The sequence below is a fragment of the Pseudomonas sp. LB3P93 genome (assembly GCF_054898025.1).
In genome coordinates, this window is record NZ_CM142713.1 from 1709503 (window position 1) to 1729241 (window position 19739).

Genomic DNA, 19739 nt, shown 5'->3' on the forward strand with positions numbered 1-19739 from the left:
CCGTCTTCGGCTTCTGGCCAAAATTGGAAGAGCTCGTGGTATGCCGATTACAGTCAGGCCTCGAAGGCCAGTAGCAGCTAAGGCATCAATCCACGCCGGTCTTACCTGGGGTCAATGTTTTTCAGCAAAGGGTCGGACAGTTGGTACCTCGGTGGCAGAACTCTGTCGCTCAGTGGCTCATCGTCGCTTGCTGGCCATCACCCGCCTGGCGACGATAAGTCTGGTCATTCTGTAGAAGCACCCAGACGATTCGCAGGTTGCGGTTGGCCAACCTGATCGCAGCCTCCTTACGACCCAGCCGGCTCATCCAGCGCAACAAGCGGCGGTCATCGGGTTGCTGGGAATCAGGTCGTAGTTGTTGCAGTACCGCGTGGGCTCCCTGGATCATCAGGCTGCGTAAATAAACATCGCCTCGCTTGGTCATGTCCCCCAGCCGGACCGTCTGCCCGCTGCTGTGCTGGTCTGGCACCATGCCAAAGTACGCGGCAAACTTGCGGGCATTGGGAAATCGCTCAGGCTTGGTTTCCTTGGCCACCAGTGCCGTGGCAGTGACTGGGCCGATGCCGCGCACAGTCATCAGTCGCTTCGCCGTCATGTCGGCGTTGGCGGCCACTTCCAGGCGCCCCGTCAGCACGCTGATGCGTTCGCCCAAATGGCGCCACTCGGCCAACAGTTCGTCGATCAGTTCACGCAGCAGGCCCGGCACCGGCTGGGTGGCATCTTCCAGTACCCGCGGAATTTTCTGGCTGATCGCAACATCGCCCTGCGCCAAGGCCACGCCATGCTCGAGCAGCAGGCCGCGCATCTGATTGCTCACCGCCGTGCGTCGACGCACATAGCCTTGGCGGGCCCGATGCAACGCCTGCATTGCCAGCGCCGCAACGCTTTTGACCGGCACTGCGTAGATCTTTTCATCGCGACCAGCCCGCAGAATCGCCAGCGCATCGTTGCGATCATTTTTAGGCCCGCTACGATGTGTGGCCACCAAACGGGCTGGAAGAATCCGCGCCAGATTGCCTTGGTCTTGCAGCTGCCGGGCCCAGGCTTGAGCACCCGGACCGGTCTCCATCAGAACCACGACATGAGGCGGCAACTGGCGTAGAAACTCATAAAACGCCTCGCGCGACTTGATCCGCTGCTCGTAGTGCACCTGGCCGAGGACATCTTCCCCGGCGACCTGAAAGACCTGCTTGGCCAAATCGACCGCTACGGTTGTGCAGGCCGACAAATCGGAAGAAGACAGGGATTGATCAACCGAAGTATGCTTTTTCATGGACTCGCCCTCGCTGTCGTTGGCTGTTTAGACTGCCATCGTGGCGCATTGACGCCTCGACTTGGGCGAGTCCATCCAATTACGGATCGTGTTACGGCCAACCTGATAAGCATTCCCGGGTTAGCCGTTTCTTGTTTTACGCATCGCAAGCAAGTACGCCCCACATTAACGGCGCCGCACACAATCACCGTGATCGACACAGTTCAAATGTGGGAGTGAGCCTGCTCGCGATGAACGATGACGCGGTTTAACTGGCTAGCTTCGGATCAACGTTATCCAGCATCCGATTCGCCGCAATCTCCGCCACCATGATGCTGTTGGAAATCCCCATAAGCGCATAACGCGACTCACCTTCCAGATGGTCCACCAACTGATGGACCATCACATCGACCGAGGCCAGCGTCTCGACCAGATAAACCGCCAGGGTTTCGGTCGTGGCCTGCGGGTCCACGGAAAACAGGGTGCTGTGTGTTCGCGGGGTGGCTTTGATGTCGGCATTCGACGGGAAGTGGAAGTCGAGCGCTCGCTCGGCGGCGTCGTTTAGTTTTTTGGAATCGGCGGTTTCGTAAGGGGAAACGTCGTCCGCTTCTGGTGGATTGGGTGTTGGTTTGAACATAGGTGAAACTCCTCTCATCGTATATAGGAGCCATCACCCTCGCTACCAACGAAGGGTGGTGGCCATGCACAGGTTGGTAGACCGGGATGTGAGGAGACCGGCGCGCTCGAAAGCGCCCTGTGCACGACCACCATAAAACGAGACGAAAAAACGCCGCAAATGGTGATGCTTAGCACCTCACATGAAACCCGGGGCTACCAAACCCCCATCGCTGTTCTTCAGCGACGGGGAAACGATAAAGCCCAGGCCCAAGGCGCACAAGCCGGCGGATTCTGGCGCAGTCGTAGGCAACGGCGCAAGGATGTGTAGCCTGAGAGAGTGTCTGGAGATGTCTATTAAACACCATCGTTAAACACTCTCTCCAGTTTCGAGAAAAGCACGGAGATGGATAAATAGATCCGTCCCATTTTTTCCATTTTTTCGTCCCGTTTTTTAGTTCTTGCTGACCAAATCACGTCGGTCAGCAAGGGCAGATGTCAGGAAAAATGGGCACGCTAAACATGTTAAGTAAGTGCCATTTAGATCTGTTCCCATAACTATCCCCTTAACTTTTAAGCCGGTTGAGATAAAGGTAAACCCTGCTGTGAAAAGCTGCAGGGCAAGTTTGCTTTTATCCTTGACTTGAGACTGGCTAATGGGTGTCCCTTTATTTTCCTATATGTATGTAAAAGTTCTCGGGGACGTCTTCGGTCCAGTTCTGGATAGTGAAAATTGGACTGAGGCTTTAAGTGGTCGATTACCAGACCAATATATGGAGTTTGTGTATACGCCAGGAAGGTCTGTGGGTTCAACTTTGGGGGTATGACTACTATTCTCGTTATTGAGCCAATAGTCTATATCAATTGTTCCTGTGGCCCCGGGGACAAAAAGCCAACAGGTCAATTCGAAGGCAGTTGTATTGCCACCTTCTGGTACAAGTGGACCGGCATCGTTGTATCCTTCACGCACGTAGAGGACCCGAAAGCTGTTATTGGATACCATATAAGTCCGCAGCATAAAAGTTACAGCTTCGCCCTCATCGGTGTTGCCATCCAAGGTCACTTTGAATTCGATCTCCAGTTTCGAGCCCTCCTTCAACCCCCGCAGCTTGTCCACAGGTGCAGGTGGATGAGGACCCACGGTGACCGCCTCGCCGACCAGTGCTTCCCCTGCATAAGTCACCTCGCTGAACATCGAATCATCTTCGTATGTCCCCGTGTAGCGTAACCACATCTTCTGATTCGCTGCGATCAACGGCCATGGCGGCACCCGAGTGCACGCGTTATCAGACAATTGGATGACATCAATTTCGTCGCCTGAGAAGACGTCGATGGTCGCGGGCAGAAGATTCGGGTCGCCATTGGCAATCGATTGCACGCTCAAGGAAAGGGGCATCGAAGGCTTCGGTGCTGCGCTACCAATAATTACGCTATACGTAACCGTCACCGACTTGCCAAGGTTAAAGACGACCACGCTTTTAGGAATGCGGATGTCCAGTCCGGCGCTGACGAGCGTGGCTGGCGAGGTAAATGAACCTTCGGGCGGGGTTCCTTCGGCCCCGGCCCAGTGGACGCTGATCCTGTGATCCGGCAGAAGGTCAGCGTTGGCCGGTACTCGAATGGTCAGGGTTTCCTTGGCGTTGATGGGGTTGAGGATTTTGTCATCAGCCTCGACCACACTCGGCGGCTTCAGCTCCAGCGCCGCCCCAACCACAAACTCCAACCCATTCGAATAACTCGTCTCATCCGTCGCCGCCCGCCAGATCCGGTAACTCACCGTCACCTTCTTGCCGCGGTTCGGTTCGATATGCTCGGCGACGAACGCGGCGCTGAGGGTGAAATGCACATCCTTGTCCTTGGTCAGCGCATTGAGGAGGATGTCGTCTTCCTTGATGCCCGTCGCCTCGCCTACCCACTTGTAGAACACCTTGTCACCGGCCTGAGTCGGGTTGACGGTCGGCCTTGGCGCGGTCAGTTTACCGATGCCGTTAGGCCAATCGTTGGGTTCCAGCGCCCCCTCCTGTTCACCCAGCACGATGGGCTTGACCAGTTCAAACTGCGGCTCGCCCACCTTCAGCTGCGTCGCATGCAGCGATTCGCGCCGCACGATCTCACCGTTCGGGCCTTCGCTGAGCAGGTAGTACGACAGATCCAGCGTGCCGCCCTCCAGGGTTTTCAGGTGCTTACCGTCCACCATGATGAAGAGGTCTTCCCCAGCCTCGATTTCTTCCTTGCTGAGAATGTGCCATTCCAGCTCAGGGGTATAACTGCTCTTGTCGGGGCGCATACCGGACCAGATCAGCTCGATGCCCATGCCCAGCAGCATGATCAGGTCGAACGGAATCCGCACGCGAGGGGACAGCAAGTTCGGGTCAATCGCGCCGTTTTGCTCAGCTTCGGCACTGGGGGCGGCCAGGCGTTTCGGCTCGCCGATGAAGCTGACGAATTGACCCTTGGATGGCAACGGGTCGGACACGCCGGGGCGCTCCACGTGGTAGGAAAAAGTTACTTGGGTTTTTGCCAGTTGTCGCACGTCCGCGTTGAGCAGGATGAATATGTAGGTATGCGGCAGGTCGTCGACCGTCTTGGGCGGCGCGTTGATTTCCACCGCCTCTTTGTCGACCGTGGTGCCGCGCATCTTCAGGATAATGCGGTCGCCCAGCTGGAACTGCGGCTTTTGGGCCCGGACGTGAACCGTGATGTTGTTGTCGCCCAGCGCATCGAGATCGAGCACGTTGTTCACGGTCTCATCAACGATCGGCGCGTCCAGCAGATCGGTGCCGGTCATGACCACCAGTCGCGTGGCCTTGCACCAGTCTTCCGAGTAGTTGTGCACCACGTCGCGCACCCGGAAGGTGACCGCCAGCCCAGCGCCATCGGTGTCGCCGACCTCAAGAATGATGGCTTTGACGATGTGGATCACGATCGGATGATTGACCGGGTCGCGGATTTGTTCGGCGGTCAACGGCGCGGATTCAACGTACACACCGCCCCAACTGCACACGCAGACATCACCCACCGCCGCATCGGGATAAGGCGCACCGGTCCCGGATTTCGGCCGAATGATGATGTATACCCCGTCCTCGGCGATGTCCTTGTCGACGAGGCCGTCGACAATGGGCGGGTCGAAAACCATGTACAGGTTTGAATGGCTGCCTTCTGCCTCGTCCGTGTCCTGGCCGGCGGGGATCTCGAGTTTGGCGTAGAGCTTGAGCGCGGGCGCGTAGGTCTCGGGGCCCTGATTGAAGCGGGTCACCCGATACGCCAGCGTATGCGGCCCCGTCAGCCAATGTTTCGGCGCAACCCACAAGGTCACGCGCTCGCCGACTTCGGTGTCTTCGGTGAGGGTGTGCTGGTCGACCACCAGGCTGTTGAACAGCAGCTCGACTTTGTCACCTTTACCCATCGCCGACCAGGCCGGGACGTAGACTTTCAGCCCATGGTCGGGAAAGTTGTCCAGGGCGGCGGCGCGGTTGATGGCCCATTCGTCAGCGGAATATTCCAGCAGGCGAGCACCAGGGATTTCCGGTGGACGAAGCAGCAAAGAAACGGGTTGGCGGCGTGGTGGCACGAGCATGGTGAGGACTCCTGTCGAATGAGTTGGGCGACGGAGTCATTTAAGGTGTGAAGTGAAGGTGTTGGCTACTGTCAGAAATAACAGGTAGGCGGTTGTTTCCGACCAATGGTCTCGGACGGATAAATAGCTCCGTCCGCTTATTTTCTTACGGTGTACACCCTCAACGGAAAACTCACCGCCGTGGCCTCATCCTCCACCTTGTCGAGATTCACCTTGAAGGTGACGGTGACATCTCGACCCTCCTTGAGGGTCTTTAACCACGCGATGGGTGCCGTTGTGACCAGATCCGCAGGCGACTGGCTTTGCTCCTGGCCTTTCCACATGACCAGTTCGGTGGTAGCACCGTTTTCCAGAAAACCGTCATAGCGCAGCCATACCCACTGTCCCGCTGCCTGTCTTAGCCACTGCGCTATTCTGAGTTGCTCGTTCCCTGCCAGTCTGGTGACATTCAGCTCCCGACCCGTTTCGTCAGCGATGGTCGGCATCGGCCAGACCTTGAACGGTTTGATCTGCAGGGTCATAGCTGACGACATGCCCGGAGGCGGCTGCCAGATCCACATGAACAATCGGCAAGAAACGACCTGTCTGCTGGAAGTAGTCCCGTTGGAAAAACTGAGCATTGGGCCTGCCAGTGATCGCTACGTAAAAGAACGCGTCAAGCGGAAGTTGATCTGCAATGTTTTGGGGCCAACTGGCCATGACAACTTCGTTATGATTGGCCCGCTCAGGTGCGTTCGCGAGAGCTCTTGCTCTGATACTTACTTCAAACGGTAGCGTCTCACCGGTGAAGCTACATCCCGCTCCCTTATTGGCTTGCTTGTAAATGTGATCTATCCATGCCTGCGAGGTGGTAATGCCCTGTGCAGCGCAAGGCACACTCGCCTGCGGTGATCCAGAGTGTTCGTTGCAACTGTCCGAACGAAAAAACGTATCGCCATCAATCGGGTAGGCACATCGCACGGTCAGCGGATAGGCCGTGGGCGCGGCCATTTCTTTCATGATTAAACCTTGGTGTTTGTACCAGGCCAAGGCGGGTAAATGCACATCGGCACGCATGTATGAAAACGCGACACCATTACGCGCTATCGAACCGTCGCTGGGATTCCAGGCGTGGAAGGCCGGGGACGCGTCGGTGATGCGGATCAAGATGCCATTGCAAAAATACGCCGGTGTGCCGCCACGACACTCCGGCGCTGTATCTGCATACCGCGCATTGAGCCGCGCCGCCACTTGATAACCGATATACAACTGATCCTGCTGATTGAAACCAAACACCGCATCAGCTCCCTGTGTCAGGTCCATGCGCAGGATCGGCAACCAGTCGCCGGTGGCGTTGAAATAATCGCGCTGATCTTTCTGTGCGCCCAGCAATGAACCGGTTTGCGTCACGTCGTAAAACAGGCCTTGCAGTGGCAGCTGTTCGGGCGCTTGAGCGTCGCCGTTTTTGACTTGCAGCAAGGTGGGTTTGGCCGACCAGTCGGCATCGAGATTTTGATGGGCGATGAGGCTGGCCATGAACTGTGCGGGGTCACGACTGCTCAAGGAACATTGCCCGGCGGGCTTATTGCCCTGTTGCCCAAAGTGCGTAAGCCAGCCTGGTGCGTCAGTCACGCCCAACGCCGCGCAAGAACTGACGTCCTGGGTGTTTTTGGCGGCAGCGGTCCCGCCACAACCGAAGTCGGGACGTGTGCTCTGGACCGGGAATTCAAACGGGTAGACGCAGAGCACATCCAGCGATTTACCCCAGCCGATGGCGGTGAACTGATCGCTGAACACCGCACCGTTTTTTTGCGTCAGCGTGCGGGTATCCAGGTCGGCCCGTACGTAGGCAACACTTCGTGCGCCAAGGGCCGTCGAGGGTGCGTCGGGTTTCCAGAACTCGTTCGGCCCCTGGCTTGGGAGCAGCAATACGCCGCTGCAGAAATAGGCCGGGTTGTCGCCCGCGCATTCGGTCGTGGTGTTTTTGAAGCGGCTGTTGAGCAGATGAGCGACTTCCGGGCCGGTGATGGCGTGGCTTGCACTGCTGACGAACAGCAAGGCAAACAGAAGTTGTCTCGCCCGCGACAGGACAGTCCCCATGACGCTCTCCTTGTGTCAGTTTGACTGCGTCGCTCAGGCTTGAGAGGCGCCGACGATCTGCATGTGCAGGGTCGTGTCATGTCCTTGGGCATTGTCATGATCATTCGAGCCGCTCAGGTCATAGGCGTACGCCGTGCCGGCACCCAGCACGTCGGCCGTCCATACCGGGTAGATCAACCATTCAAGGTAGGCGGCGACTGTTCCGCCGCTCCATTGGTACAGGTTCCATAGCCGTCTGATCTGCGCGAGAGTGACGGGTTGCAGCTTGGCGGCGGCACAAACGTGGGCCATGCCCTCCCAATCCGCGGCAGGGCTCAACCATGTCAATTCCGTGATGCCCTTGATCGTGAGCTTGTAGCTGCGCGCCTGATGCTGGCTGTCGGTGGCGGTGATCATGCATTCGCCATTGCGCAGCGCGGTGACTTCGCCGGAGTGTTCATGGACGCTGGCGATCGTCGGATGTTCGCTGGTGTATCGATAGGGCGCGGCTCCCCAGTTGGCCGCCCTGGTTGTGCGTGCAAACACAGGCGTCGTCTCGGGTGGCTTTTCAACCGACACCACATAGTTTTCTGCACTCAGGTCCAGGCCGGCGTCGCTTTCGAAATTGCCTTTCAGCTTCAGATCCAGCGTCAGGGATTCTTCACGCGTTCCCTGATAAAACTGCACTTCATAGCGAATCTGCACACGGTTTTCGCTGTCTGCGACAAACTCTTCGGCAGCAACGGTGAACACCACGTCTTTGCCCACGGCGTTCGCGCCAATCGGAATGTCGTCGACGTAATGATTGCCGACGTAAAGGTAGACATGGTCACGAAAGGCCATATTTTCATAGGGTCTGATGCGGACCGTTGCACCTTTGTCGGGGAGCGCTTCCGGGTCCAGGACACCCTCGGGCGCTTCGTCCACGGATGGTTTGTGCAGTGTTATTTCGGCAGCGGACATGGTGTCACCCTCGGGGAAGTCGACGCTCCTGTCGGAGCGCCGAGAGTTGGGGAGGAGGGAGGAGGGTTATCGGTCCAGGATTTCCGGTTTCACATTCAGTTGTGCCCAACGGCTGGCCATCAGAGCCCGACCCCGTGAAACGGCACTTGCCTGATAAGAAACCTTGCCCCGCAACCGGTCTTGCACCGCGCTGCTGTCGCCGCCGCCGGCAGCGTGCCCCCACGTCACTACGCGACCATCGGAGGTCAGGGCGATGAAGCCGTGGGTGTTGTCGTACAGCGCACGCACATTGGTCAATTCGCTGACCACCGCTGTCGTATCGCCACCCACAGCCGCATTGCCCCACGCCACTACCGTGCCGTTTTTGCGCAAGGCTGCAAACGCCTGAGAGGTGCCGACCACCTGGACGATGTCGTCCAGCCCAGCGATATCTGACGGCACCAAACCGCCTTCCGCCGGCGTTCCCCATGCCACGACATGACCGTTGCCACGACGTGCCGCGAACGCACGCCACGTCGAACTGACCTCAACGATATCTGTCAGGCCTTCAATCAACGGATCAATGGTGCCGCCGTATGCGGCGGTGCCCCAGGCCACGACCTGGCCGGTGGCACGCCGTGCGGTAAAGGCTTGTGCATTGGCACAACTCAGCTCGATGATGTCGGTCATCGAAGCAATGTCCGCCGGCACTTCTGCGCCGTAGGTTTTGTTGCCCCACGCCACAATCCTGCCGTTGCCGCGATGCGCTGCAAAAGCGCCGTAACTGCCGATGAGTGCCTTGATGTCCGTGAGCCCGGCGATGTCGTCCGGCACGGTTGCACCATTGGCGGCAAGCCCCCAAGCCGTCACATGCCCGGTTGCCCTCAGCGCGGCAAACGCTTGCCCGGCGGCGACGACGTCCACGACATCCGTTAGCGCAGTGATGGGAGCGGGTACCAGGCCGCCATCGGCCGGAACACCCCAGCCAACGACTTGGCGTGTGTCTTTCAAGCCGGCGAACGCGGTGGCATTACCGATGACCTTGGCAAAACCGAGCGGGGAGACGCCAGTCATGCTTCCGCCTTCGGTCGCAGTCCCCCACACAACCACCGCGCCATTGACTCGACGGCCGGCATAGGCACTGCGTGTGCAGCTCACTTCAACAATATCGTCCATGGTGATAATGGTTGAAGGGATACTGGCGCCATACGCCGCGTTGCCCCAGCCGACGACGTCACCGACATCGCGATGGGCGACGACAGCCGCCAGGCCGGTGATGGTAGTGTCGATCCCGTTACCAATAACGTTCGCCGGATTCAGCGTGATCTGATCATCGGCCGTGCGAACCTGCAGTGGTTCTTGCGGGTGGGTATCGCGCCAGGTGGCGGCCGTCACCCATTCAGTCCCGGAAGGATATTTCCACTGGGCCTGCAACGGTTGGCCGGTGGTGGCGTTAAATGCGCTGAGCACACGCGAGGCACTGGATGCCCGGTAAGTACTACGGTTGAAGCGTGCACCCATGACCTTCAGGGAGCCTGAACCAATGACCTTGCGAACGTCGTACACCACAGGGTCAGACGGGCCATCCGTGCCGCCGACTTTGCGTTTGACGGTGTAACTCAGGTCGATGCTTTCGCCGTCGTTTTCGTTGATGAAGGCATGCGCCACTTTGATGGTCGCCAACTCTTTGCCAGCCTCCGTCGACAGCACCTTGTGTGGGTAAGTCGTGGTGGTTTTACCCGCCACGGTCACGGTGATCTCGTCATCTGTCTGCAGTCGAGCGGCTGCCGCGATGACGACTGTCGCGCCATTGGGGTACACATCGTCAGGATTGAGTTGGTCTTTCTGTGGGCCTGTTGCTTCCTTGAAGGAGGCGACGGGCAATCTGAACGCTTGTGTCTCTACCCGCAGTTCGTAATCCTCCCCGAGGGCTTCGCCACCTTCGAACAGTTCGACCCGATAGCTGATGGTGACCTTCTTGTTCAGGCTGTCTTGTACAGTTTTAAGCGGGACGGTGAACTCGACCGGCTTGCCTTTCGTATTGCCGGTGATTGCCTTGTCATCCGTGTGTTCGACTTGCCCGTCTTCCGATTTCCAAAGCAGGTAAAAGTGATCCCCTGCGTTCTCGGAGCGATTGGCAGGAATCTCGACGGTGGCACCGTTCGGCACATTGGCGGGGTCGAGTATGTCGTCCAGTGCTTCCTTCACTTTGGCCGGGTCCAGCCGTTCACCTTGTGTTTCGCCGATGGTCATTTCCAACGGATTTGCATAACTGAATTTTTCCTCCTCTGCTCGCCAGATCTTGTAGGTCACCACCACTTTATTCCCGCGGTTCGGCTCGATGTTACGGGCGACAAACGCAGCGTTAAGGGTGAGAGGTACGTCCTTGTCTTTGTTCAGGGCATTGATCGGGATCGAATCGTTCACGGGGCCGGTAATCGCGCCGTCCCAAGTGAACGTCACGATATCCCCGGGCTTGGTCGGGTTCATTGGTTTGAGGGCGGTCACCTTGCCTGCGCCGTTAGGCAGGTCGTTGGGTTCCAGTGCGCCATCCTTTTCACCTAGGACAACCGGTTTTACCAGTTCGAACACAGGCTTGCCGACGTTCAACAACGCAGCAAACAGGGAACCCCTCTTGACGATGTTGCCATTGTCATCACGCAGCAGGTTGTAAGACAGCTTCAGCGTGCCACCTGCGAGCATTTTGAGGTGCCTGCCTTCCACCGTGATGAAGAAGCTGACACCGGCGTCGATTATTTCTTTGTCGAGAATGAACCACTCCAGCTCCGGGTTGTAGCTGCTGTTGTCCGGGCGGGTACCGAACCAGATCAACTCGATGCCCATGCCCGCTTCGAAGCTCGGATCGAAAGGGATCTCGATGCGGGTGGAGAGCCGTTCCGGTTCGATGGCGCCGTTTTGTGCATCTTCGGCAATGGGCGCGGCCAAGTGTTTGGCTTCACCGATGATGCGGACGAACTGCCCCTTTGAGCGAAGCGGTGGCGTGCCGCCGCGTATCACACGGTAGGAGATTTTTACCTGGGTTTTCGTGAGTTTGCGGACATCGGCGCTACGCAGCAGGAACTCGTACGTGTGCGGAAAATTAGTGAAAGTTTGTAGCGGTGTAGAAAACTCGAGAAATTCCTCATCCAGCGTGGTACCGCTCAATGTGACGACAACCTCGTCGCCGGACTCGAAGGCGGGATTTCTAGCCCAGACCTGAATCTTAGTGTCGTTGTTGCCCAGTTTATCCATATCAAGGACGTTGTTTACCGCATCCTGGGCGACAGGAGCGTCCAGAAGACTGGTGCCGGTCAACACCTCGATCCGGATTTCCTTGCACCAGTCTTCCGCGTAATTGTCTACCAGATCGCGAACGATGTAGGTGACCGCCAGTTTGGAATCACCCGTGTCACCCGCTTCCTCGATGATGGCTTTATCGACAACGATCTCGATTGGATTGTTTGTCGGTTCGGTGATCTGCCCAAGGGTGAGCGGACTGGATTCCTTGAACACACCACCCCAGCTCAATCGGATGACATCGCCCACCGCCGCGTTCGGATAAGGAATGCCGGTACCGGATTGGGCTCGAATGGTGACGGTTACCCCTTCCTCGGCGATGTCCTTGTCTACCCCGCCATTGACGATTTGCGGGTCGATGAACATGTACAGATTCGAGTGATTGCCTTCTTCTTCCTCCGTGTCCTGGCCCGCTGGTATCTCCATTTTGACGTAGAGCTTGAGCGGCGGTGCGAAGATCTCGGGACCCTGATTGAACCGGGTTACGCGGTAAGCCAGCGTGTGGGAACCCGTCAGCCAATGGCGTGGCGGCACCCATAACGTCATGCGTTCGCCCACCTCGGTTTCTTGCGTGATGGTGTGTTGATCCACCACGTCGTCATTGAATAACAGCTCGACCTTGTCGCCGATTCCCATGGCCGCCCAGGCCAATACATAGACCTGCAATCCCCTGTCCGGGTGCACACCCAGCGCGGCGGCACGGTTGATACCCCATTCGCCGGAAGGTAACTGATTCTGCGTGCGATCAGGGATTTCCGGCTCCAGCAGAACCAGCGTGGAGCGGTCACGAGCGGGTTGGACGAGCATGGCGATGACTCCTGTCGAGGGGGTGGGCGACGGGGTCATTTAAGGTGTTAACAATGCTGTTGGCTACTGTCAGAAATAACAGGTAAGCCCCGAATTCCGATAAACGGTAATGCTGTGTCGGGATTGAATTTGAGTCGGGCTACATCGGCTCCGGCGGCCCGATCAACCGTCCCATCACCCCAAACAAACCCAGTTCCCGAATCACCTCCAGCTCTCCTTTGGTCTCGACCATTTCCGCAATCAACGGTAAATCAATGCTGTTGGTCGCCCGGAAAATCGCATCGATAAACAGTCGCTTGTCACTCTGCTCATCAATGTGCCGGATGTACGCCCCATCGATTTTCAAGTACGCCAACCCCAGCTGCGTCAGGTTGCCGATTTGGCTGAAGCTGCCGCCGAAGTGCTGCAAACCGATGCGGAAACCGGTGTTGAGCAGGCTGTGGCTCAAGCGCTGCAATTCTTCCTGCGGCGGCAGTTGGCGTTCGTCGATTTCCAAGGTCAGCAGGGGGGCGAGTTCGGGCAGTGATTCGAGCATGTCGATGATTTGCTTCAGCTGCGTTTGATCACGCAAGGTGCTGCCGGACAGGCTTAGCGCCAGCGGCCAACGGTTGACGACGAGGTAGTCGAGGGTGGCTTCGAGCATCGCCAGGTCGAACCGTGCCGACCAGCCCAGACGCTCGATCCACGGCAGGAAATGCCCGGCGGCAATGGCCTCGCCCTGCGGGTCGAGCAGGCGCGCGAGGACTTTGTGGTGCAGCACCTGGCTGGTGTCGGCGCATTGCACGACGGGTTGGAAATACAGCAGTATTTTGCCCTCGGTCAGCGCGTCGTCGATCCAGGTGCGCCAGTCGTGTTGGGATTGGTTTGTCGCGGTATCGGAACGCGCCAGATGCACCCATGGGCGCTCGGGATGTTGCTGAGCCTGGGCGAGCGCTTGATCGAGGCGCAGCAGGACGTCGCTGGCCTGTTCGCCGGGCTGGTAGGCAACCACACCCAAGTGCGCCACCGGCATGCAATCGCTGGCGCCGGTCAGGCGCAGATTTTCCAGCGTGGCGCTGATTTCCGAGGCGAGGCGGGCCGCTTCGGTGCTGTCCAGGCCTGGTGTCAGCAGGCTGAATTCGCCGCCACGATTGCGCGCCGCCAGCCAGGTGCGTCGTTCCGGCAGTTGCGTCAGACGCTTGAGCAATTCGCCGACCGCGCTGATCAGCCCATCGGTGCGCTGTCCGCCCAGGCGTTGGTTGAGGCCGATCAGATCGTTGATGCGCAGCATCATCAGATGGCCGTCGCTGCTTTGCTCGGAGACCAACAAATGGTCGGCCAGTTGTTCATCCAGCAAACGTCGATTGGCCAGGCCCGTGAGGCTGTCCTGATAGGACTCGGCGCGCAGTTTTTCGCTGCGCGTGGCCTCTTCGGAGAACAGCGTCTTGAGTTTTTCGACCATCTGATTCATGGCCAGCACCACACGTCTCAGTTCAGGCGTGCGTGGCAGTTTTGGCAGGCTGAGGAACTCGCGTTTGCTGATGGCTTCGGCCTGTCTGACCATCTTGTCGAGTGGACGCAGTTGTCGACGTAGCAACCATCCACCGAACACCGCGCTGAGCAGTCCGCAGATCAACAGCCAGATCAGGCTGCCGAGTGTGCTGTCCCAGAGTTTGGCCAGGGCGAACTGCGGGTTGCTCAGCACTTCGACCCGCGCCACCTGTTCCCAGCCGCGCATGATCAGCGCATCGCCACCTTCCGGGCGCAGGTTAACCAGACTTACAAACCAGCCGGGCACACCTTCGATTTTCGCCGGTGTGCCGCGCTCCACCAGCACCTTTTCATCAACGATATTGACGACGCGGATGCTGCGGAAATAGCCGCTGTCGAAAATCGAGCTGACCATCAATTCGCTCATCGCCGGGTCGTCGATTTGCGCGGTCAGCGACAGGCCCAGCGCGGTGGCGGCGTCCTGGGCGTGAGAGCGTAACTGGCCGAGCATCTGTTCGCGGGAGCTTTCCAGGCTGACAAAAAAACTGCCACTGAAGGCCACCAACAAGAACAGGCAGATGGCGAGAAACAACTGTTTGCGCAGTGACATAAAACGCTCCTTGCGATGGCGGCTAGCCTTCGCCCACGGCGAACCCTTCGGCTTGCATCTTTTTCAACACGTCCTGCCAACGCGACAGTTTTTTCGAGTCGCTGCTGCGTTTGCCGCCATTGGTGCCCGGCAAGTACAGGCCTTCGGCATTGAAGGCGTACACCGGCAACAGGTCTTTGCGTTGGGAGGCGGGGCGGATCTCGCCGATCAGGTTATCGAGCACCAGCGGTTCGGCCGTGGGGCTACTGTAGAAGGTCAGCACCATGTGCGCCTGGTTCTGGTTCAGGGCTTTGACGTAGGTGATGCGCAGCTTTTCACTGGGAATCCCGAGTTGGCGCAGGCTGAAATATTTCGCCAGCGCGTAGTCTTCGCAGTCGGCGGCGCCCTTGATCAGCGACTCTTCTGGCGTGGCCCAGTAATCGGTCTGACGCCAGATGCGCGTGTCGTCCTGAAAAGTCAGTTGTTGATTGAAGAAGCGATTGACCGCGTTCAGTTGCTCGCGCTCGGGTTGGTTGAGTTCGCTTTTGAGCATTTGACTCCAGGCCTCGATTCTTCCTTGAGCGGGGCCGAGCGGGCCGTAGCGCTTTTCGGCGATTTGCAGGATCTGCGTAAAATCCCAGTCGGCCCAGACACTGCCCAGCCCCGTCAGCAGAAAACTGGCCAGCAGCCATCCGCCGAGCCGAAGTCGGAGCGTTGACCCTCCTGGACTACGCCGTCGACGAGACATGTCTGGCTGCTCGGGTGCAGATGACTGAAGTCTAGGCGGAGTTTTCAGCGAGGCAGGACAAATCGTCGAGTGGGTACTGACCATTTGTGGCGAGGGAGCTTGCTCCCGCTCGGCTGCGAAGCAGTCGCCAAACCAGTCAATGAGGTCTTTCAGGAGAAATGGGGTTTGAGGTTTTGGGGCTGCTTCGCAACCCAACGGGAGCAAGCTCCCTCGCCACAAAAGCTCAATTGTTCAAAGCTCAGGGCTTGCGCAGGGTTTTCTGTTTGAGGATGTAGATCGTCACCAGTATCGCGCTGGTCAACATGAACCCCCGCGCCCACAGCAGGGGCACCAGGTAGCAGGAGAACAGGATGCTCACCCACATCAGGCCGATCGCGTAGACCTTGCCCTTGAGCGGGATGCCGTTGCCGTCGAGGTAGTCGCGAATCCACGGGCCAAGCCGTGGATGCCCCACCAGCCACTGATAAAACCGCGGCGAACTGCGGGCAAAGCAGGCGGCGGCCAGCAACAGGAAAGGCGTGGTGGGCAACACCGGCAGGAAAATCCCGATCACCCCCAGCGCTACGCTCAACCAGCCGATGGCCAGCAGCACGTAACGCAACATCAGGGAGCGGTTGCCTATGGGGTTATCCATAGGCAAAACCTTAGTGGTGACGTGGCTTGAGGATCGCCGGTTTTTCGTCTGGCGCCTGGCACAGCAAGTACAGCGCGGTCAGGGCTTCCGGGATCTGCACGATCATGTCGTCCATCAGGTTGGCGTCTTTGGCGATGTCTTCGAACTCAGGCTGTTCGTCGAACAGACCCGAACCGACCATGATCGGCAGCAGCATTTCGCTGACTTCGTCTTCGGCGGTTTCAAACCAGGCCGCTTCGCGCAGGAACACGCCTTCCATGAAACCGATGCACCAGCCGCGCAGGTCGGAATCGTCCGGCTCTTCGCCCAGGTCCAGGTCGCACGGCAGCTCGAACTCTTCATCGGAGGCCAGTTGGCGAGCGATGTGAGCCTTAAGGGCCAGCAGGGTGGATTCGATCGCTTCACGCTCGGTGTCGTCGGCGTAATGCGGCTCTTCGGCGAAGAGGGCGTCGATCCATTCACGATCCGGAACCTCTTCGGAACAGATCGAAAGCGCAGTGAGGTAGCCGTGGGCGGCCACGTAGTCCAGCGCCTCGTCATGCAGTTCGTCGGCGTCGAGGAAGACTTGCAGGCGGGTTAGTTGCTCAGCGAAGGACATTAAAGGGCTACCTTGGGGAATTAACAGATGCGGGAATTCTAGGCCTTCTTGAGCGGTCAGGCCAGCCGCGCGGCATATTTGCGCCCCTGAGACCTCACAAACACCGCAATCCCTGTGGGAGCGAGCCTGCTCGCGATGAGGCCGGTATATCCAATACATTTATTGCCTGACACGCCGCCATCGCGAGCAGGCTCGCTCCCACAGGTTTTGTGTTGCATCGACATTCGTGTGTCTTCTCAGCGGCACCCTTTGGCGGGCAGGCCTCGGGTATACTCGCGCGTTTTGTGATGCCCTGCTGGCGTCACGGCTGAAATGTGAAGCGTCATGCAATGCGCACTTACGATTTGTCAGTGCAGCCAGCGTGGTTCTGAACCAGCCTTGCAGGGATGTTTTTGTGATTTCTGGAGTTTTTATGCTCGAACAGGCTCAACGCGTCCTCAAGGACATCTTCGGCTACGACAGTTTCCGTGGCCGCCAGGGTGCAATCATTGAGCGCGTGGCCAACGGCGGCGACGCCCTGGTGCTGATGCCTACCGGTGGCGGCAAATCATTGTGCTTCCAGGTCCCGGCGCTGCTGCGCGAAGGCCTGGCGGTGGTGGTGTCGCCGTTGATCGCGCTGATGGACGATCAGGTCGCGACCCTCGAAGAGCTCGGCGTCGCTGCCGCCGCATTGAACTCCACGCTGAGCGCCGAGCAGCAGCGCGATCTCGCCGCGCGGATCAAGCGCGGCGAAGTGAAGATGCTCTATCTGGCGCCCGAGCGTCTGGTCCAGCCACGGATGCTGGCCTTCCTGCAGAGTCTTGAAATCGCCCTGTTCGCCATCGACGAAGCCCACTGCGTGTCCCAGTGGGGCCACGACTTTCGCCGCGAATACCTGCAACTGGGCCAGTTGGCGGAGCTGTTCCCCAACGTTCCGCGCATTGCGCTGACGGCCACGGCCGACAAGCGTACTCGCGAAGAAATCGTCGATCGTTTGCATTTGCAGAACGCCGAGCGCTTCCTGTCGAGCTTCGACCGTCCGAACATTTTTTACCGCATCGTGCCCAAAGAGCAGCCGCGCAAGCAGTTGCTGGCGTTCCTTGCCGAGCGCCGCAGTGATGCCGGCATTGTCTATTGCCTGTCACGCAAGAAAGTCGACGAAGTCGCGGTGTTCCTCAGCGAACAAGGCTTCCCGGCACTGCCGTACCACGCCGGTTTGCCCAACGATACCCGGGCCCATCACCAGAAGCGCTTCCTCAACGAGGAAGGCCTGATCATGGTCGCCACCGTGGCGTTCGGCATGGGCATCGACAAGCCCAACGTGCGCTTTGTCGCTCACCTCGATTTGCCGAAATCCCTTGAGGCGTACTACCAGGAAACCGGTCGCGGTGGCCGTGATGGCCTGCCGGCGGATGCCTGGATGGCTTACGGCCTGCAAGACGTGGTGATGCTCAAGCAAATGTTGCAAAACTCCGAAGGTGACGAGCGCCACAAGCGTCTGGAGCAGCACAAGCTCGACGCCATGCTCTCGCTCTGTGAAGAAACCCGCTGCCGTCGGCAAACCTTGCTGGCTTATTTCGACGAAGACATGCCTGAGCCGTGCGGCCATTGCGACAACTGCGTCGATGGCGTGCAGACCTGGGACGCCACCGAGCCGGCCCGTCAGGCGCTCTCGGCGATTTACCGCACCGGCCAGCGTTATGGCGTCGGGCACCTGGTGGACGTGCTGCTGGGCAAGGACAACGAAAAGGTCCGCAGCTTCGGCCATCAACATCTGTCGGTGTATGGCGTAGGCAAGGCAATGGGCGAGAGCGAATGGCGCTCGCTTTTCCGACAACTGGTGGCCCGTGGTCTGGCAGACATTGACCTCGAAGGTTACGGCGGCCTGCGCTTGAGCGACACGTGCCGACCGCTGCTCAAGGGCGAAGTGACCCTGGAACTGCGCCGCGACCTCAAGCCGCAAACCACTGCCAAAAGCAGCAAGAGCCAGGCGAGCCAACTGGTTCGCGGCGAAGAACGCGAGCAGTGGGAAGCCTTGCGCGCCTTGCGTCGCAAACTCGCCGAAGAACACGGGGTGCCGCCGTACGTCATCTTCCCCGACTCGACGCTGCTGGAAATGCTCCGCAGCCAGCCAACTTCTCTGGCGGAAATGGCCACGGTCAGCGGCGTCGGCGCGCGCAAGCTCGAACGTTATGGCGAGGCCTTCCTCGAAGTGCTGGGCGGTCAGGTCGAGGCGCCGAAAGTCGTCGCCGACGTGCGCCATGAGCTGATCACCCTCGCTCGCGCCGGCATGACGCCGCTGCAGATCGCCGGTCAGCTGCAATGCTCGGAAAAGAATGTCTACACCATGCTCGCCGAGGCGATCGGCAAGCAGCAGTTGTCGCTGGAGCAAGCACTGGATCTGCCTGAAGAGTTGATGGGCGAGGTCCAGGATGCCTTCCTGGATGGCGAGGGCGAGTTGCCACCGGTGTCGGAGATTGCCGCGCTGTTCGCGGGGAGAGTGCCGGAAGGTGTTTTGTACTGCGTTCGGGCGGCACTGCAATCCGAATTCGAGGTTTAAATGACCTGTTACAGTGATGTAACGATTCACTACAGACCAAGCCTTGCCTCAAGCCAATGGTCATGCTTAGCTGACTAATAATTAGTTTTCTCTATTTCAGTCTAATCATGAGTTTTTTATGCCGTTAACCGATCAACACCGTTTTGGCATGCAACTGGCCCAGATGTCCCGCGGCTGGCGTGCCGAACTGGATCGCCGTCTGGCTGGCCTGGGTCTGTCCCAGGCACGCTGGCTGGTGCTGCTGCACCTGGCGCGCTTCGAACAAGCACCGACCCAACGTGAACTGGCGCAAAGCGTCGGCGTTGAAGGGCCGACCCTGGCCCGGTTGCTCGACAGCCTGGAAACACAAGGCCTGGTCCAGCGCCAATCGGTGCTGGAAGACCGTCGGGCGAAAAAAATCGTCCTCTGTGCCCCGGCCCGTCCTTTGATCGAACAAATTGAAACCATTGCCACGCAACTGCGCCGCGAACTGTTTGACGGCGTCGACGAGGCGGATTTAAAGATTTGCATGCGTGTCCACGGGCACATTCTGGCCAACCTGGAAAAATCTTGAGGCATAACCGCGCGTCAGCTTTTTGAGATAACCCGTTGGGCAGACTATAAAGAACTACTA

The 19739-nt window shown here is 58.6% G+C and carries 13 protein-coding genes; 2 read left to right on the plus strand and 11 right to left on the minus strand.

Going from position 1 to position 19739, the window contains the following annotated elements; genetic code table 11:
* Positions 1-169 precede the first annotated feature (169 nt).
* The 11 genes from ACYZT8_RS07545 to ACYZT8_RS07595 form a co-directional block, all read right to left on the minus strand.
* The gene (locus ACYZT8_RS07545) at positions 170-1228 is read right to left on the minus strand and encodes an IS110 family RNA-guided transposase (RefSeq protein ID WP_461982392.1); all 1059 of its coding nucleotides are present in this window, start codon (positions 1226-1228) and stop codon (positions 170-172) included.
* Between the two features lie 292 nt (positions 1229-1520).
* Positions 1521-1889, minus strand: a complete 369-nt coding sequence (locus ACYZT8_RS07550) for a DUF6124 family protein (protein ID WP_461980191.1) — start codon at positions 1887-1889, stop codon at positions 1521-1523.
* Between the two features lie 654 nt (positions 1890-2543).
* On the minus strand, positions 2544-5444 hold the full coding sequence (locus ACYZT8_RS07555) for a hypothetical protein (protein ID WP_461980192.1): 2901 nt from the start codon (positions 5442-5444) through the stop codon (positions 2544-2546).
* 137 nt (positions 5445-5581) lie between these two features.
* On the minus strand, positions 5582-5965 hold the full coding sequence (locus ACYZT8_RS07560; RefSeq protein WP_461980193.1) for a hypothetical protein: 384 nt from the start codon (positions 5963-5965) through the stop codon (positions 5582-5584).
* Positions 5913-7523, minus strand: a complete 1611-nt coding sequence (locus tag ACYZT8_RS07565) for a hypothetical protein (RefSeq protein WP_461980194.1) — start codon at positions 7521-7523, stop codon at positions 5913-5915. The genes ACYZT8_RS07560 and ACYZT8_RS07565 overlap by 53 nt, the downstream gene beginning before the upstream one ends.
* Before the next feature lie 33 nt (positions 7524-7556).
* Positions 7557-8465, minus strand: coding sequence for an Ig-like domain-containing protein (locus ACYZT8_RS07570; RefSeq protein ID WP_461980195.1), 909 nt, complete (start codon positions 8463-8465; stop codon positions 7557-7559).
* 66 nt (positions 8466-8531) lie between these two features.
* The gene (locus tag ACYZT8_RS07575) at positions 8532-12548 is read right to left on the minus strand and encodes a hypothetical protein (RefSeq protein WP_461980196.1); all 4017 of its coding nucleotides are present in this window, start codon (positions 12546-12548) and stop codon (positions 8532-8534) included.
* Positions 12549-12687: 139 nt separating this feature from the next.
* A complete protein-coding gene (gene lapD / locus ACYZT8_RS07580) occupies positions 12688-14628 on the minus strand; it encodes a cyclic di-GMP receptor LapD (RefSeq protein ID WP_461980197.1) in 1941 nt (646 codons plus the stop codon).
* A 22-nt stretch (positions 14629-14650) separates the two neighbouring features.
* Positions 14651-15355, minus strand: coding sequence for a cysteine protease LapG (gene lapG, locus ACYZT8_RS07585; protein WP_461980198.1), 705 nt, complete (start codon positions 15353-15355; stop codon positions 14651-14653).
* Between the two features lie 238 nt (positions 15356-15593).
* Positions 15594-15989 carry a YbaN family protein gene (locus ACYZT8_RS07590; protein ID WP_461980199.1) on the minus strand — a complete coding sequence of 132 codons (396 nt, stop codon included), beginning with the start codon at positions 15987-15989 and terminating at the stop codon, positions 15594-15596.
* Positions 15990-15999: 10 nt separating this feature from the next.
* Positions 16000-16587 (minus strand): UPF0149 family protein, encoded by a 588-nt coding sequence (locus ACYZT8_RS07595; protein WP_010461974.1) that lies wholly within the window; start codon positions 16585-16587, stop codon positions 16000-16002.
* 412 nt (positions 16588-16999) lie between these two features.
* Between ACYZT8_RS07595 and recQ the strand changes: the two genes are divergently transcribed.
* Both recQ and ACYZT8_RS07605 read left to right on the plus strand, forming a co-directional pair.
* A complete protein-coding gene (gene recQ, locus ACYZT8_RS07600; RefSeq protein WP_461980200.1) occupies positions 17000-19126 on the plus strand; it encodes a DNA helicase RecQ in 2127 nt (708 codons plus the stop codon).
* A 118-nt stretch (positions 19127-19244) separates the two neighbouring features.
* Positions 19245-19679, plus strand: coding sequence for a MarR family transcriptional regulator (locus tag ACYZT8_RS07605; protein WP_461980201.1), 435 nt, complete (start codon positions 19245-19247; stop codon positions 19677-19679).
* Positions 19680-19739: the final 60 nt, after the last annotated feature.

Bases quoted from the DNA above. Each gene is read 5' to 3' on its own strand.
- ACYZT8_RS07550 (WP_461980191.1), bottom strand. From the start codon at position 1,889: ATGTTCAAACCAACACCCAATCCACCAGAAGCGGACGACGTTTCCCCT.
- ACYZT8_RS07555 (WP_461980192.1), bottom strand. From the start codon at position 5,444: ATGCTCGTGCCACCACGCCGCCAACCCGTTTCTTTGCTGCTTCGTCCA.
- ACYZT8_RS07560 (WP_461980193.1), bottom strand. From the start codon at position 5,965: ATGACCCTGCAGATCAAACCGTTCAAGGTCTGGCCGATGCCGACCATC.
- ACYZT8_RS07565 (WP_461980194.1), bottom strand. From the start codon at position 7,523: ATGGGGACTGTCCTGTCGCGGGCGAGACAACTTCTGTTTGCCTTGCTG.
- ACYZT8_RS07570 (WP_461980195.1), bottom strand. From the start codon at position 8,465: ATGTCCGCTGCCGAAATAACACTGCACAAACCATCCGTGGACGAAGCG.
- ACYZT8_RS07575 (WP_461980196.1), bottom strand. From the start codon at position 12,548: ATGCTCGTCCAACCCGCTCGTGACCGCTCCACGCTGGTTCTGCTGGAG.
- lapD (WP_461980197.1), bottom strand. From the start codon at position 14,628: ATGTCACTGCGCAAACAGTTGTTTCTCGCCATCTGCCTGTTCTTGTTG.
- lapG (WP_461980198.1), bottom strand. From the start codon at position 15,355: ATGTCTCGTCGACGGCGTAGTCCAGGAGGGTCAACGCTCCGACTTCGG.
- ACYZT8_RS07590 (WP_461980199.1), bottom strand. From the start codon at position 15,989: ATGGATAACCCCATAGGCAACCGCTCCCTGATGTTGCGTTACGTGCTG.
- ACYZT8_RS07595 (WP_010461974.1), bottom strand. From the start codon at position 16,587: ATGTCCTTCGCTGAGCAACTAACCCGCCTGCAAGTCTTCCTCGACGCC.
- recQ (WP_461980200.1), top strand. From the start codon at position 17,000: ATGCTCGAACAGGCTCAACGCGTCCTCAAGGACATCTTCGGCTACGAC.
- ACYZT8_RS07605 (WP_461980201.1), top strand. From the start codon at position 19,245: ATGCCGTTAACCGATCAACACCGTTTTGGCATGCAACTGGCCCAGATG.